Origin of the sequence: Romboutsia sp. 1001285H_161024_C4 (assembly GCF_015550185.1) — a bacterium.
Classification (GTDB): Bacteria; Bacillota; Clostridia; order Peptostreptococcales; family Peptostreptococcaceae; genus Romboutsia_C; species Romboutsia_C hominis.
In genome coordinates this window covers 1-14,318 of record NZ_JADNAJ010000003.1, presented here as the reverse complement: position 1 = coordinate 14,318, position 14,318 = coordinate 1, and the positions used below count along the sequence as shown (strand labels likewise).

The window sequence follows — 14,318 nt, the reverse complement described above, 5'->3', positions numbered from 1 at the left end:
TATAAATTGCAATTTAGGTGGCATCGCGGAGAAAACTTCGTCCTATTTATTTAGGACGGAGTTTTTTTATTTTATAAAATAAAATTTTATATACAAATACATTTAAGGAGGTGATTTCTATGGTATGAAAGATTGATTGTGATAATAACACTCATTGGTTAGATTTTATTAAAATATCAAAATTTAGGAGGTTTTTCGTTTATGAAAATAAAAAAAATAACAACAAATTCAATACTTTTAGCTATAGGTTTAATACTTCATCAAATCACCCCTACTTTAGGTTTACCTATGCAACCTGATTTTGCACTTGCTATGTTATTTATAGTAATGATGCTTAATAAAGATGATTATAAAACTTGTGTAATATCTGCAATTGTCACTGGAATATTTACAGCTTTAACTACAAAGTTTCCAGGTGGCCAAATACCAAATTTATTAGATAAAGTTATAACTGCTAATTTTATATATTTACTAATGTTTATGTTTTATAAAATAAAGCTTTTAGATAAATTTCTTAAAAGTAAAAAAGAAAGTGTATTAGCTATGATTATACTACCTTTTGGTACTTTAGTTAGTGGTACAATATTTTTAATCTCTGCTAAAGCTATAGTAGGACTTCCTGCTCCATTTTTACCTTTATTTTTAACAGTAGTACTACCTACTTGTATTATAAACTTATTTGTTGGTATATTTTTATATAATATTGTCAATTTATCTTTAAAAAGAAGTTTTAGAGCTTAAAATAAACAATAAATAAAGCTACCTATAATTTAGCTAATATTAGGTAGCTTTATTTATTATTTATACACTTATTTATATTTTTTATATAATTCTTCTCTTAACTTCTCCTCTGTCAAAACATAAGCATTTTCAATTATCTTATTGCAGAACCTGCAACTATATTTTGCTCCACCTCAACAAGTTTTTACTTGTAGTCTGTTTTTACAGTAAGGACAATAATATGCTTTTGTCATATCTTCACCCCTTACTATACTATTGCATCTATCTACAAATCGTTCTTATTTATAACTTATATATCTGTAATTATTTTATTTATTTTAACTTTTTAATTAAGTTAGATGTATATTCTAATAAGTTCGTACATATATTAAGAGTTTCATTGTTTTCATCTAATATTGGATTAAATTCTACAAAATCCATAGATTTAACAAGTCCACTATTTATAAGTTCTTTTAATATAAGTTTTGTATCCTCTATGCTATATCCATCACTAACTCTTGTTCCTGTTCCTTTAACTATATCTTTATCCATAAAATCTATATCTAAACTTATATGGATTGCATCTACATTTTGTTTTTTACATTTTTCAATTATTTCATGTATTATCTTTTCAATTCCTAATTTATTAATTCTATTTTTGTCATACATACTAACTTTAGTATTGTCTAACAATTTTCTCTCCTCTATGTCTATATCTCTTCCACCTATATGAAATACATTCTCTTCATGTAGTTTAGTTTTATGCCTATATAAGTTTACTAATCTTTCATCTCCATAGCCACATAAGAAAGCTAAAGGCATACCATGAGAATTTTTACTTTCTGATATTATTTCTGTGTTAAAGTCTCCATGTGCATCTATCCAAACTACCCCTAAATTTTTAAAGTATGAACTTGCACCTGATATACTTCCTAATGCTATACTATGATCCCCACCTATTATAATTGGAAAGTCTTTATTATTTAGAGATGTATATACCATGTGTGCTAAATTTAGATTAACATTATATATGCTATTATAGTACTTTATATTTTTATCGCTTAAAAACTTATCTTCCTCTCTAATATCTTCTACATAGATATCTCCCATATCATATATACTTAGTTCGCTTTTTTTCATTATGTTTACTATATTAGCTTCTCTAAGCTTTTTAGGCCCATATTGAGCTCCATTTCTGTCACATCCATGATTTGTAGGTACACCTATTAAATTTACATTCATAAAAAATCCCCCTTGTAGAAATTACTTATTATAGTTAAAAATCTACCTTTACTAGTAATTATTTTATGATGCATTTTATAAGTTATTCTTAAGCTATTTTTATTAATTACTATTTAGCTTGTCCTTTTATCTTATTATTTTTTAATAATAATCTAAATCCATCCATGTTATATAAAAATAGAGAGCTAGTTTTTAGCTCCCTATTTTTATATAACATATTTATAAGCTACATCAAAGCCCTCTAGTATTCTAATTAAACTTTAATGACCCAATCTTTTGGTCCTTGTATATCTTTATATTGTATTCCTCTTAATATATCATAAAGTTCATTAGTAACAGGTCCAATCTTATTATTTTGCACTATATACTCTTTATCTTCATATATAATACTTTTTATAGGCTTTATCATATATTTAGTAGAACAAGTTCCAATTTCACAAAAGTTATCTATTTCATCTAAATATATATCTCTTTCTTCTACCTTCATATTTAAATAGTTTTTAGCAATATACATAAGAGAATTTTTTGTTATACTAGGTAGTCCTGATGAAGATTTTAAACTTATAAACACATCATTTTTAGTTATAGCAAAAAGATTTGTATTATTTATGTCTTCAAGTTTGTTATTTTTATTTATATATATAAGTTCTTTGTCTTTTAAGCTTTTAGTACTATTACTGACTTCATCTATTCTTTTCCTATCTTTGCTTATTATAATATTTGAAAGATTCATAGGTGTAGGTCCTACTGGCGTTACATATATAGAAAATATGTATTCTTTTGGTATTTTAAGGTTTGATTGGTTTGATATTTTACTTATAAATGGTCTTATATATAAACTAGCTTTACTATCATATGGTGGTATAAATCTTTCATTAGCTCTCACTACATCTTTTAATGCTTTTATAAACTTTTCTTTTGGTATATTTGGGATTAATAGCTTTTCACAATTTCTATTTAATCTCACTATATTTTCATAAGGTCTAAATAAGTATATATCTCCTTCTTTACTTCTATAAGCTTTTAGTCCTTCGAAACACTGTTTTATATAATCTATATCTAATTTTTTTTCATCTATACTTAGTCTATCTTTTTTTACTTTACCTTCATCCCAATCATTAGCTATATATCTAGATATATAACTATAATCTGTTTCTCTATATTTAAATCCTAGGTTTTTCCAGTCTAAATCAGCATACTTCATAGATTATCCCCCCTAGTTTTATATTTAATTATATATATGTTATTATTTTATTTTTAATACAAAACATATAAATTATAATCTATATATTTCTACCAGGAAATTTTTATATTTTAAGTTTACAAGTAAAGAGGAACGAAACGTTCCTCTTTGTATTTAATATGTTATATTTGAATTGATGATATTTCTAACTTGTACTTCACTTATACCAAACTTTCTAGATAGCTCTTTATAGTTACCATTAAAAGATTTTCTAATTATCTTATTTCTAATAGGTTTTAATACACTATTTTCACTAGGTATATAAACACTACTTCCACCAGCTAATTTTATAAGTTCCTTAACATTATCAAGTCCTATTACTTCTTCAATATCAATTAAAGACTCTGGTAAATCTTCTTTAGTTAGATACTTAAGCATAATATTCCTCCATATAATAGATATAGATTGTAATACTTATAATTATTTTACCACCTATATATACCTATATAAACGTTATTTATTCTGCTTATTTCAACATAATATTTATTTTAATCATATTCTCTATGCTTCACTATTATATTCAATTATGTCTAGCTATATATTAATATACGTTATATAATCATTTTATGAAAATCAAAAGATGAAAACTTATCTTTATATAATAATTAAAAGTATTTTAAAAAATCAAGCTCCTAACTAACGCTAAAAGCTTGATTTCTTATTTTATTATAGGACTATATTTTAAATTATTTAATATATAATGGTGACTTTGCTATTTATACTTCTTTATTTTTTCTATACTCTTTTTAAATAACACCTAATCTATTTTTTATATTAGGTAAATTTTTTGTAAATACAAAGTAAAAATTCTCTCCTTCATCTATCTTAATACGATAAAATTCATCTAGTAAAATTTCATTTATTTCTTTTATTTCACTCTCATCTCTTACAAATTTTAAACGGAAAGTTAATGCCTTAATAAATTTATGCCACTCTAAAATAAATTTCTTATTTTCATCATAGTTTTCAATTCCTACCCACGTTTTAACCTTAACATCTTTTAAATTTTCTTTAGGGCAATTTCCTACCTGTAAAAAGTACTTAAAATCATCATCTTTGTACACTCTTCCAAGAGGGAATAAACGACAAATATTTGGACGTTTAGCATGAATAGTACATCGCCCTTCTTCGTTTAAAAAGCTACATCTTTTCTTATTATCATCTTGCATATTTAAATATGGTAATAAAATTTTGTTGTTTTCACGTAATTTAATTTGGTTTCCTAGTAATTCATCAAATCCTACACCTAAATAATTCACCATTTCATATATATCAAAAGGTGTAAGCACTACTAGTTCTCCAACATCACAACAACAATCATTACATCCATCGCAACCACATGTATCTGCTTTTACTGTGTCTTCAATGTCATATAATTTTCCATCTGATATTTCTTCTAGTATATTTATTCGTTTCATATATTTCTCATCCTCATTTATTATTTAGATTTTATTAAATTTCAAATAAGATATTACCATACTAAAAATATTCTTACAACTTATCATCATCCTATATTATATAGTCTAGTTTTTATATAAAAAAATCCTCTTAATCTTAAAGAGGACTTTGTGTTATACAGTAAAATAGTAAAACTATTTTCATAATATTTTCACAAAGAAATCATTACAGTATGTAGCATTTAGTTGCTTTCTATATTGACAGTTTTTAAATAAAGTTATAATATCAAAAAGACTGTAGTTTTTTATAGTACATGGAAAATTATGTTCATTTTAAAACTATTAAGTATAACTTTTTATATTTATATAATCATAAAATTAAAATAAAGGATGATAAAAAATGACACAACAAAATTTAAGCTTGATTGATGAGGTTAAAAGAAGAAGAACCTTTGCAATCATTTCCCATCCCGATGCAGGAAAGACTACATTAACTGAAAAGTTTCTATTATATGGTGGTGCCATTCGTGAAGCAGGATCAGTTAAATCAAGAAGATCTCAAAAACATGCAGTATCTGACTGGATGGAAATTGAAAAACAAAGAGGTATATCAGTTGCATCAAGTGTTCTTCAATTTGAATATAATAACTTTTGCATAAATATACTTGATACTCCTGGGCATCAAGATTTCAGTGAGGACACTTATAGAACTCTTATGGCAGCAGACTGTGCAGTAATGGTTATTGACTCTGCTAAAGGTGTTGAGGATCAGACAAAGAAATTATTCCATGTTTGTAAAATGAGAGGAATTCCAATATTCACTTTCATCAATAAAATGGACCGTCAAGGAAAAGATCCATTTGAGCTACTTGAAGATATTGAAAATGTCTTAGGAATTCGTTCTTGTCCAGTAAACTGGCCAATTGGTTCTGGTAAAGAATTTAAAGGTGTGTTTAATCGTCATAAAAATCAAGTTGAATTATTTGATGATGGTAACCATGGACAATCTATTGCTAGTTCTATAACTGGAGATGTATCTGATGAAAAATTTAATACTTTATTAGGTGATGCTCTTCATTCAAAATTACTAGAAGATATTGAACTTTTAGATATTGCTGGAGATAATTTTGACTTAGATAAAATATTAAATGGTGAATTAACACCTGTGTTCTTCGGAAGTGCCCTTACTAACTTTGGTGTAGAACCATTCTTAGAATCGTTCCTAGAAATAACACCACCACCAACTCCTCGTAGTAGTAATTTAGGTGATATTGACCCTAGTTCGGATAACTTCTCAGGATTTATATTTAAAATTCAAGCCAATATGGATAAATCTCATAGAGATAGAATTGCATTCCTTCGAATTTGCTCTGGTAAATTTGAAAAAGGTATGACAGTAAATCATGTACAAAGAAAGAAAAAGATAAAACTTTCTCAACCTCAACAGTTTGTAGCACAAGACCGTGTTATAATAGATACTGCTTACCCAGGTGACATTATAGGTATACATGACCCAGGAATATTTAATATTGGTGATACATTAAGTGAAAAGCAATCAAATTTACAATACAGTGGTATACCACAATTTGCGCCTGAATATTTTGCAAGAGTATCTACAAAAAATGCTCTTAAGAGAAAGCAGTTCGTAAAGGGTATTACACAGTTATCAGAAGAAGGTGCTATACAGGTATTTAAACAACCTAATTCTGGTATGGAAGAACTTATTATAGGTGTAGTTGGAGTTTTACAGTTTGAAGTTTTAGAATATCGTCTAAAACAAGAATATGGTGTAGAGATGTTAATGAATTCACTACCTTATCGCTATGTACGTTGGGTTGAAAATGATCTTTCCAAATATGGTAAGCTTTCAATGCCAATGGATACATTATTAGTTGAGGATAAAAATAGCAATCCAGTAGTGTTATTCCAAAATGAATGGTCTATTAGAACTCTAATTGAGAGAAATGAAAATATAGTTTTAAAAGAAACTTCTTTATAAAAAATTCGCTTCGCTTGAGCCACTGTGTGGGCGAATAATTTCATGTCGCCAACGACTTCGTCCGTTGCTAAAAATAAATATTAATCCCCCTACGTCTATTTTTAAACGTAGGGGGATTAATTGCATATTAAAAGCTTCATACTTTTCTAGGAATTCATCATCTACATTTTCACTTATTTCCCAAAGGTTGTTGTATTTTTTTATTACGTCTTGTATAAATGGAGCTTCTTATTTTATCTAGTGCTTTTGGGTTTGTGAAGTTTAGGTATGTTGATGTTATTATTTTAGCTGGTACTCCTTTTACTTCTAGTTCTTTTAGTGTGTCTAGTAGTTGCAGTCCGCTAAAGTTTATGAAGGCTACGCTTAAGTAGAATGATTTGCATTCTTTTAGTCTTTTTGGTAGTTCGTTTAGTAGGTTTTAGTTTTGGGTGTTTGTTATTAGTTTATTTGAAATTGTCACTTTTATCTCCTTGGTTATTTCTAGAGGAACGTTTCGTTCCTCTTAGTATTTTATATGGGATTTAAATATAATAAAAAGCCATACCTATTATATAAACATGGCTTTTTATTAGTATTATTTATACATTGATATGAAGTATTTACATCTATTCATTGTATATGTATAAAGTTCAGCGTAGTCATTTTTATTAAAGTTATTTGACTTATAATCTACCCAGTCTCTTTGTTCTTGCAATAGCTTATCAGATAAACCACCATTGTCTTTAATATCACCATATAAAAGATTTAAGAATTTATCAGCTACCTCATACATGTCTTTAACTGGATAATTATAATAGTTATTTTCTATTTCTCCATACACAGCCATGTAGTAATTAAAGAATCTGTTAACTGCTAAATGAGAGTGCTCATTTACAGCTTGATTATACATATCCATAGCTGACATTTGTTGTTGTGCAACTGCCTCATCCTCATTAACTTCTTCTGGTTTTACTTCTTCTTTAATACTTTCTTTATTTTTTGTACTTTCTTCTTGGTCTTTAAGCTGTTTTTCTAAATCATTTACCTTTTGTTCTAACTTCTCTTTTTCTAGTCTGCTTACTTCTTCTCTGTTATTTTTTACAATAGTATTTATTCCTATAATACTGATACAAGTTATTATACCTAAAGATGCTAATAATAGCTTCACTGTATTATTTAATTTCATTACAAATTTTTCTCCTTCTATATAAATATAATTTGTTTAATTATATTTGTTATTTCTTACTCTACTTCTTATTTTTAATGTATTCTTTCAACTTTGTCAAATATTCCATGTTAATTTCATTAATATCAACAGTGAAAACATCTGTAAATCTAGGGTTAAATGAACCTAAACTTGAAATATTTACTCCTTTAACCAAGATATCACCTTTATTAATCTCATTTAATGTTTCATATACTATCAACTGTTTTAAATCTTCTGCAATATTTTGCCTTTTTCTAGTTTTAAAATCAAATAAGCAACCATCTATTATAATATCTCCATCTGCTTTAATCTCTGTCATTAATCTACCAAAATTTGGATTAAAAATCACATAACTATTACTATTAAGTATTTCATCATTAGATAGACTCAGGTAAATCCTCCTTAGTTAAATACTCTAACTTAAAGTATACTTTAATTCTTAAGTTTTTTCATATACTTCTTTCTATTTTTAATTATAAAATTTGAGTAAAAACCTAGGAGGTAAATAATATGAAATGGTACTTAGACTTTGGACATGGTGGCAAAGACCCAGGAGCATTAGGAACTAACTCAACCAAAGAAAGTGATACAGTGTTAAAAATAGGAATGATAATAAAAGCTAATCTAGAAGAAGCTTTTGAAAAAGTAATAACAACTAGAAAAACTGACAAATACTACTCCCTAGACTATAGAAGCCAACTAGCAAACAAGTCAAACTGTGACTACTTCGTAAGCCTTCACATGAACTCATCAACTAACAAATCAGCAAAAGGATGTGAAGTATGGATATACGATGAAAATAGTAAAGTATACCCCCTAGCTAAAAACATATGCTCAAACTTATCAAAAACTATAAATACACCTAACCGAGGGGTTAAAATATCAAAAGACTTCTCTGTACTTAGAAAAACTAAAATGCCTGCTCTTTTAATAGAGATAGACTTTATATCAAACTCTGTTGTTGAAAATAACTTAGCTTCTCCTAAGTATATAAAAGACATAGCAGACTCCATATCATCTAGTCTACTTTCATTTGTGGATAAATCAATAATAGATAAAATGAATAACTCGAATTTTTATAGAGTATGTATAGGAGCATTTAAAAATAAAACTAATGCTGTAAATCTTAAGAATAAAGCAATATCCAAAGGCTTTAATGACACTTATATAATCTAGTACCCCTACGTCGTGCTTTCATACTCAAAATACCCTACGTCGCGTTTTCATACCCCTGGTATTTAAATATTTTCATAAAAAACTTTAATGTCTTTAAAAACTAAGTTTACCTATACTTATTATCAAGAAGTATAAAACTTCACTAAAAACAAAGGAGGAATACTTATGGCAGTAACTGCAACTAAAAATCCATCAGGATTAAAAATAAGATTTGACTGTGGGCTTGATGATGTAACTGGAAAAACAAAAATAAAAAGTAAAACTTACTCTAATGTAGATCCAGAAGCAACAAATGATGATATATATGCCGTTGGAGCTGTTATAGCATCACTTCAAAACAATACACTACTTGAAGTAGCTATAATAGACAATACTACATTATCAGAATAAAATTCGCTTCGCTTGAGCAACGTGTGGGCGAACTACTTCAGTCATATCCGTTGCTCAAGTTTATTAAATTATATGGAGGTGTATTATGGAAGTTTCAAAGAGATTGTTAATGAGTTTTATGACGACATCAGGAAAAAGAGTTTCTATATCAGTAGATGATCCTAGAGAAAATTTAACTGAAACTGAGATAAAAACAGCTATGACTACTATACTTTCTAAAAATATATTTAAACCAGCTGGAGAAAACTTTGCATCTTTAGTAGAAGCTAAGGTTGTTGAAACTGGAACTACTGAGTATGACTTAGTTTTATAATTAATAAGGCTATGCTATTTTTAGCATAGCTTTTAATTTATTGAAGGGATGTGTTTTTGTGAATTCTGAATTACAAACTCTTATAGCTTCTGTTGGCTTTCCTATAGCCCTTAGTATGTATTTACTTGTAAGGATTGAGGGAAAGCTTCAGGTTCTATCTGATAGTATTAATGAATTATCTAAAACCATTATCGGTATGAAATAATTTTTATAATAATGTATAATTATTCCATTTTAGGAAATGCTCTAAATATCCTACTAATATAAATCTACTTTGTACTTTTTATATTTAAAATGACTTAATAAATCAAAAGACAGGCAACTAAAGCCTGTCTTTTTTATATTCCTTAAGTTTTATATATTATTCACTTATTGTTATTCCTAAATCAACTATTCTATTATATAAGTAGTTCATTTGTACCTCATCAAGATTAGCTTTTTTAAAAGCATTTACTATCTCTACTTTTGTAAGAATACCTTCTTTTTTACCTTTTTCTATTAAATCAGCTAACTCTCCTACCATTAATTTTTCTATAAATTCAATCACTTTTTTCATTTCACCTTTATCAAGTTCTTTAAATAAATTTATAAATTCATCCATTACTTCTTGCTTTAATTTTTCGTTCATTTTAATCTCCCCTTATGTTTAGTCTATATATCCTGATTCTAATTATAACAAATTTCAACCTATAATTATAATTTTATTTTCCATATATTCTAAAATTTAATTTCTTTCCAATAATCTTTACTAAATAATTTTTACTCATTTCAATAATCCTACTACCAATAGCCTCATCAATACCTATAAGTTCCTCAACACTTTTTTCCGAACTAACAATAAGTGGCAAATTATTAAAATACCTATGATTAACAATCTCAAAGATAATATTAACATCACTATCACTAATCCTGCCCTTAAACAAATCATCAATCAAAAGCACCCTAGCATTTTTATATCTGTTCATCACCCTATTATAATAAGCCTCATCCATAATATTTTGCTTAAGTTTAGTAATAACATCCCTATACCCCATATACACAACACCTACCCCATCATCCATAAGCTCATTAGCTATAGCCAGGCAAAGATGGGTTTTTCCACACCCAACTTGTCCTATAAACATTATAGAGTTACATCTATCCTTTTCAATATCTTTAAAGTTTCTTGAATAATTACAAGCTTCTTTATAAGCACATATAATTTGTTTTTCTATATCATAAACAAAGTTGCTAAATCTCTTGTTTCTAAACTCTTCACTTATACCACTTTTTATTAAAATATCTTCAGCTATCCTTACTTGCCTACATACACAAGGAATTGCAACACCTTCATCTATAATAAAAGTCATATCTCTACACTTATCACATCTATACTCACTAACTTTAGCTTCTAAACCTTCCAAACTCCCGTTCAACTTCTGCAATTTCTTCTGGTGTTGGCTTTCTATAAATGTCTTCATCCTCTCCTTCATCATATGTGGCATATTCATTGTTTCTATAGTTGTTACTACCCTTTCCATATTTATCTCCCCTGTTCTTTAAGCTTTTTTCATATGCTAATAAATCACTATAACTTTTTATGTTATTATCATTCCATTGCTTTATTATTCCATTTACATATCCTTTGTTACACTTACCTCTATCTGTAGCAATTTCTATAGCTCTTTTAAATAATTCATAATCTATAGTTTCTGTAATATCTATTAGCCACTGTGCTACTATACCGTTTATAAATCCTACATTTTCTTCATATAATTTTTTAAACTTACTTAAAGATGAAGAATACGATAAGTATTCATTTTCTTTTTCTTCTTCTTTTTCTTCTTCTTTTTCTTCTTCTTTTTCTTTTTGCCCACCTATGGTAGATATACTATCCAACGAATCGTTACACGTATCGTCTATATACTTTTCAAACTCTCTTTTTATCTCTTCTTTATCTATATATTGTGCTATATAAGCTAATAAGCTCTTATCCTTTACTTCCTTGACTTCTTTTTTTACACAGTCTATTATTGGCTTTCCACCTTTTACTAGATTGTATTTTCCCCATCGTCTTATGGCTAATTCACGTGTTTGTTGATTATATCTTATAATTTTGTAGTAATTTTCAAATCTATCTATAAGTATATTTATACTTTCTACTGAATACCCCAATTCAAATGCTATTTGCTTTTTAGGTATTTTATATATTCCTATTTGTGTTGTGTTTGTATTAGTTAAAATATATAAGAAAAATAGCTTGTCCTCTGGTGTCATCTCTTCTAATACTTTTTCATCTTTCCAAAATTCAGTTCTTACATGTCTAAATATTGCCATATAAAATCCCCCTTAGTTTAAACTTTCTTCTTCAATTTCTATAGTATCTAGTGAATTATCTACTAAAAACATATCATTATCAATACTACCTTTAACTACCCCTACGTCTAAAAACTCGACACCCTCTTTTTTGCATAATCTAATTATTGCATCTCCTGGATTTGAGTATCCTAATGCCCTTGCTATTGGTATAGCCTCAAAATATTCTTTTTTATTTATTACTACTACATTTATTTCTCCAAATTCTTCATTTGAAAATATCTTTAAATCATTCATTTGTATCCCCCTTATTTTCTATATCAGCATATTTTTATTTTTTTTAGCTCTTTGGTAATTTATTAGAGAAAAAAATATCATTAGCTTCATCAAGTGTTAAATCCAAACATTCAATTACTTTTAATATCTCTCCAACAGTAAACACTATTTTGCCATTTTCCTTAAAGTTGTATGTCTTATGAGAAATTCCCATCTTCTCTGCTAGCTCATATTGGTATAACCCCTTAAGTACCCTCTTTGATTTAAGTAATCTTAATTTCAATTTTATCCCCTCCATAACTTTACTGCCTTTCTGTAATTTAATATTAACTGGAAGTAATATCCATAGTCAAGAAAAAACTTGACCATTTGTATAAATTTATACTTTAATTTACCATTTAGTAAATATATATTACTTTATGGTAATATATATTTGTATCTTACCATTTGTTAATTTTTCTTTCCTTACTGGTAAATATATACTATAATATTTTTAGAGGTGATATTAATGGAAAGCATCGGAGAAAGAATAACAAAGGCAAGACGTTATTTAGGTATGAATCAGAAAGAATTGTGCGAAAAAGCTGAAATAAATGAAGCAACTCTATCAAGATATGAAAATGGACTTAGAGAACCTAAAGCTGCTACACTTTCAAAGTTAGCAGAAATTTTAGAAGTATCTACTGACTATTTACTTGGTATAACAGATATTAGAAATTATAAGACTTTAAAAGATGATATGAACAAAAACGTTGAAAGTATATATGAAAATACTAAGGAAATGTTAAAACAAGACGGTTTAATGCTTTATGGTAAACCTGCTACTAAAGAAGATATAGATCACATACTAAAAGCTATGAAGGTTGGTATGTTAATGGCTCTAGAAAAAGATAATGATTAATTTTAAGTAGGTATGTAAATTCTACATACCTACTTAAATAAAGTCATTATTAATTATATAACCAGCATATAGCTTAAGATAAGTAAACTTATATATTGATTATAAAGGGGGAGGACTTTTAGTGAATATAAATCATATAAGAGAGGCAATTAGAAGAATTACATACTGTTATGATACTTCTGATCCAAAAGAACTTATAGATGCAATGGGGATTAAATTAGGTTTTTTATCTAATGATACAGATATAAATAAATTAAAAGGATGTTATGGCATGATTAATGGGGATAAAGTCATTCTTATTCATCCTGATTTAAATGATGAATGTCGTCGTGAGGTTTATGCTCATGAGTTAGGACATGCTATACTTCATCCTACTACTAATGCTTTATTTTTAGCTACTTATACATATTTTAGACTTGGTACTCTAGAAATAGAAGCTGATACCTTAGCTTCTGAGCTTTTACTAAGTGATGATATATATTATAAATATATGGGTAGAAACAATGGATTTATAGCAAGTTGTGAAAAAGTTCCACAAAGGTTTGTTGAACTTAAACTTAATAATTTTAGAAAAAGATTAAATAAGTTTTGGTAATAAAAGAACAATAATACTGTAATTAATTATTTTTTTGCCTTTTCATAGAACATAAGTTTGTTTTTATTAATTATTATTGCTTTAGTCTTAAAGGTATAGAAAACATGTTTTAATATCCCTCATATATTTTTAAGACTAACTACTTTTAGTAATAACAAATAAATAGCGGCATGAGTTCAATTGAATATGAAACACATGCCGCATAAGCTTTTTTTATGAGTCTCTACTTGATAGTGTCATAAATATAAATATGTGGAGAATATCTATAAATTTGTGTATCTTATTTAATTCATCTTTTATTATTTGAGTAGATGTTTTAAATGTTTCATAATTAAACCTATTTCTCAATATTATGCACTGTGTCCAATTATTATTATAAATTAAATTATCAATATTTTCTAATCTTCTAAATGATATTATTATAATTTTTTTAATTTAATATATCTCCAGCTTACTATTTATGTGCTTATCATAGTTATATTTTTAATATCTATTTTTAAATTTTTAAATAATTTTTAAATTTTTGAATAATTTTTAAATAAATAAAGTAAAATTTATATTAATTTTTAAATAAATAAAGTAAAA

The 14,318-nt window shown here is 27.0% G+C and carries 19 protein-coding genes and 1 other annotated feature (1 of these 20 running past the window's edge); of the genes, 8 read left to right on the top strand and 11 right to left on the bottom strand.

Annotated features, from left to right (window positions below):
• Positions 1–48 (top strand) — a binding site (T-box leader); it begins 245 nt to the left of the window's first position.
• A gap of 153 nt (positions 49–201) precedes the next feature.
• Positions 202–741, top strand: coding sequence for a tryptophan transporter (locus tag I1959_RS06675; RefSeq protein WP_195237611.1), 540 nt, complete (start codon positions 202–204; stop codon positions 739–741).
• Between the two features lie 312 nt (positions 742–1,053).
• On the opposite strand, the gene rocF is transcribed toward I1959_RS06675, so the two are convergent.
• From rocF to I1959_RS06655, 4 genes are all read right to left on the bottom strand, one after another.
• On the bottom strand, positions 1,054–1,962 hold the full coding sequence (rocF, locus tag I1959_RS06670; RefSeq protein WP_195237610.1) for an arginase: 909 nt from the start codon (positions 1,960–1,962) through the stop codon (positions 1,054–1,056).
• Between the two features lie 253 nt (positions 1,963–2,215).
• A complete protein-coding gene (locus I1959_RS06665; RefSeq protein ID WP_195237604.1) occupies positions 2,216–3,166 on the bottom strand; it encodes an aminotransferase class IV in 951 nt (316 codons plus the stop codon).
• Positions 3,167–3,319: 153 nt separating this feature from the next.
• Positions 3,320–3,583, bottom strand: a complete 264-nt coding sequence (locus I1959_RS06660; protein WP_092926106.1) for a Mor transcription activator family protein — start codon at positions 3,581–3,583, stop codon at positions 3,320–3,322.
• A 368-nt stretch (positions 3,584–3,951) separates the two neighbouring features.
• Positions 3,952–4,623 carry a YkgJ family cysteine cluster protein gene (locus tag I1959_RS06655; RefSeq protein ID WP_195237600.1) on the bottom strand — a complete coding sequence of 224 codons (672 nt, stop codon included), beginning with the start codon at positions 4,621–4,623 and terminating at the stop codon, positions 3,952–3,954.
• A 379-nt stretch (positions 4,624–5,002) separates the two neighbouring features.
• Between I1959_RS06655 and I1959_RS06650 the strand changes: the two genes are divergently transcribed.
• Positions 5,003–6,601 carry a peptide chain release factor 3 gene (locus tag I1959_RS06650; protein WP_195237598.1) on the top strand — a complete coding sequence of 533 codons (1,599 nt, stop codon included), beginning with the start codon at positions 5,003–5,005 and terminating at the stop codon, positions 6,599–6,601.
• A 574-nt stretch (positions 6,602–7,175) separates the two neighbouring features.
• On the opposite strand, the gene I1959_RS06645 is transcribed toward I1959_RS06650, so the two are convergent.
• Entirely contained in the window at positions 7,176–7,766 is a 591-nt protein-coding gene (locus tag I1959_RS06645; RefSeq protein ID WP_195237596.1) for a hypothetical protein, read from the bottom strand.
• A gap of 61 nt (positions 7,767–7,827) precedes the next feature.
• Entirely contained in the window at positions 7,828–8,136 is a 309-nt protein-coding gene (locus tag I1959_RS06640) for a hypothetical protein (protein WP_195237595.1), read from the bottom strand.
• 161 nt (positions 8,137–8,297) lie between these two features.
• Between I1959_RS06640 and I1959_RS06635 the strand changes: the two genes are divergently transcribed.
• The 4 genes from I1959_RS06635 (at position 8,298) to I1959_RS06620 (ending at position 9,871) form a co-directional block, all read left to right on the top strand.
• The gene (locus I1959_RS06635; RefSeq protein WP_195237593.1) at positions 8,298–8,963 is read left to right on the top strand and encodes an N-acetylmuramoyl-L-alanine amidase family protein; all 666 of its coding nucleotides are present in this window, start codon (positions 8,298–8,300) and stop codon (positions 8,961–8,963) included.
• A 165-nt stretch (positions 8,964–9,128) separates the two neighbouring features.
• The gene (locus I1959_RS06630; protein ID WP_195237591.1) at positions 9,129–9,353 is read left to right on the top strand and encodes a DUF1659 domain-containing protein; all 225 of its coding nucleotides are present in this window, start codon (positions 9,129–9,131) and stop codon (positions 9,351–9,353) included.
• Between the two features lie 85 nt (positions 9,354–9,438).
• Positions 9,439–9,666, top strand: coding sequence for a DUF2922 domain-containing protein (locus I1959_RS06625; protein WP_195237589.1), 228 nt, complete (start codon positions 9,439–9,441; stop codon positions 9,664–9,666).
• Between the two features lie 58 nt (positions 9,667–9,724).
• Positions 9,725–9,871, top strand: a complete 147-nt coding sequence (locus I1959_RS06620; protein ID WP_166505296.1) for a YvrJ family protein — start codon at positions 9,725–9,727, stop codon at positions 9,869–9,871.
• A gap of 156 nt (positions 9,872–10,027) precedes the next feature.
• On the opposite strand, the gene I1959_RS06615 is transcribed toward I1959_RS06620, so the two are convergent.
• The 5 genes from I1959_RS06615 to I1959_RS06595 form a co-directional block, all read right to left on the bottom strand.
• A complete protein-coding gene (locus I1959_RS06615) occupies positions 10,028–10,294 on the bottom strand; it encodes an RNA polymerase sigma factor region1.1 domain-containing protein (RefSeq protein ID WP_092926135.1) in 267 nt (88 codons plus the stop codon).
• Positions 10,295–10,367: 73 nt separating this feature from the next.
• Positions 10,368–11,069, bottom strand: a complete 702-nt coding sequence (locus I1959_RS06610) for an ATP-binding protein (RefSeq protein WP_243240014.1) — start codon at positions 11,067–11,069, stop codon at positions 10,368–10,370.
• Positions 11,050–11,982, bottom strand: a complete 933-nt coding sequence (locus tag I1959_RS06605) for a DnaD domain protein (RefSeq protein ID WP_195237587.1) — start codon at positions 11,980–11,982, stop codon at positions 11,050–11,052. Before I1959_RS06605 ends, I1959_RS06610 begins: the two co-directional genes overlap by 20 nt.
• 12 nt (positions 11,983–11,994) lie before the next feature.
• On the bottom strand, positions 11,995–12,258 hold the full coding sequence (locus I1959_RS06600; RefSeq protein ID WP_195237578.1) for a BRO family protein: 264 nt from the start codon (positions 12,256–12,258) through the stop codon (positions 11,995–11,997).
• Positions 12,259–12,301: 43 nt separating this feature from the next.
• Positions 12,302–12,520: a helix-turn-helix transcriptional regulator gene (locus I1959_RS06595; protein WP_240275892.1), complete on the bottom strand. Its 219-nt coding sequence runs from the start codon at positions 12,518–12,520 to the stop codon at positions 12,302–12,304.
• Between the two features lie 225 nt (positions 12,521–12,745).
• Between I1959_RS06595 and I1959_RS06590 the strand changes: the two genes are divergently transcribed.
• The gene (locus I1959_RS06590) at positions 12,746–13,138 is read left to right on the top strand and encodes a helix-turn-helix domain-containing protein (RefSeq protein ID WP_092926145.1); all 393 of its coding nucleotides are present in this window, start codon (positions 12,746–12,748) and stop codon (positions 13,136–13,138) included.
• A gap of 121 nt (positions 13,139–13,259) precedes the next feature.
• On the top strand, positions 13,260–13,733 hold the full coding sequence (locus I1959_RS06585) for an ImmA/IrrE family metallo-endopeptidase (protein ID WP_195237575.1): 474 nt from the start codon (positions 13,260–13,262) through the stop codon (positions 13,731–13,733).
• Positions 13,734–14,318: the final 585 nt, after the last annotated feature.

Bases quoted from the DNA above. Each gene is read 5' to 3' on its own strand.
- I1959_RS06675 (WP_195237611.1), top strand. From the start codon at position 202: ATGAAAATAAAAAAAATAACAACAAATTCAATACTTTTAGCTATAGGT.
- rocF (WP_195237610.1), bottom strand. From the start codon at position 1,962: ATGAATGTAAATTTAATAGGTGTACCTACAAATCATGGATGTGACAGA.
- I1959_RS06665 (WP_195237604.1), bottom strand. From the start codon at position 3,166: ATGAAGTATGCTGATTTAGACTGGAAAAACCTAGGATTTAAATATAGA.
- I1959_RS06660 (WP_092926106.1), bottom strand. From the start codon at position 3,583: ATGCTTAAGTATCTAACTAAAGAAGATTTACCAGAGTCTTTAATTGAT.
- I1959_RS06655 (WP_195237600.1), bottom strand. From the start codon at position 4,623: ATGAAACGAATAAATATACTAGAAGAAATATCAGATGGAAAATTATAT.
- I1959_RS06650 (WP_195237598.1), top strand. From the start codon at position 5,003: ATGACACAACAAAATTTAAGCTTGATTGATGAGGTTAAAAGAAGAAGA.
- I1959_RS06645 (WP_195237596.1), bottom strand. From the start codon at position 7,766: ATGAAATTAAATAATACAGTGAAGCTATTATTAGCATCTTTAGGTATA.
- I1959_RS06635 (WP_195237593.1), top strand. From the start codon at position 8,298: ATGAAATGGTACTTAGACTTTGGACATGGTGGCAAAGACCCAGGAGCA.
- I1959_RS06630 (WP_195237591.1), top strand. From the start codon at position 9,129: ATGGCAGTAACTGCAACTAAAAATCCATCAGGATTAAAAATAAGATTT.
- I1959_RS06625 (WP_195237589.1), top strand. From the start codon at position 9,439: ATGGAAGTTTCAAAGAGATTGTTAATGAGTTTTATGACGACATCAGGA.
- I1959_RS06615 (WP_092926135.1), bottom strand. From the start codon at position 10,294: ATGAACGAAAAATTAAAGCAAGAAGTAATGGATGAATTTATAAATTTA.
- I1959_RS06605 (WP_195237587.1), bottom strand. From the start codon at position 11,982: ATGGCAATATTTAGACATGTAAGAACTGAATTTTGGAAAGATGAAAAA.
- I1959_RS06600 (WP_195237578.1), bottom strand. From the start codon at position 12,258: ATGAATGATTTAAAGATATTTTCAAATGAAGAATTTGGAGAAATAAAT.
- I1959_RS06590 (WP_092926145.1), top strand. From the start codon at position 12,746: ATGGAAAGCATCGGAGAAAGAATAACAAAGGCAAGACGTTATTTAGGT.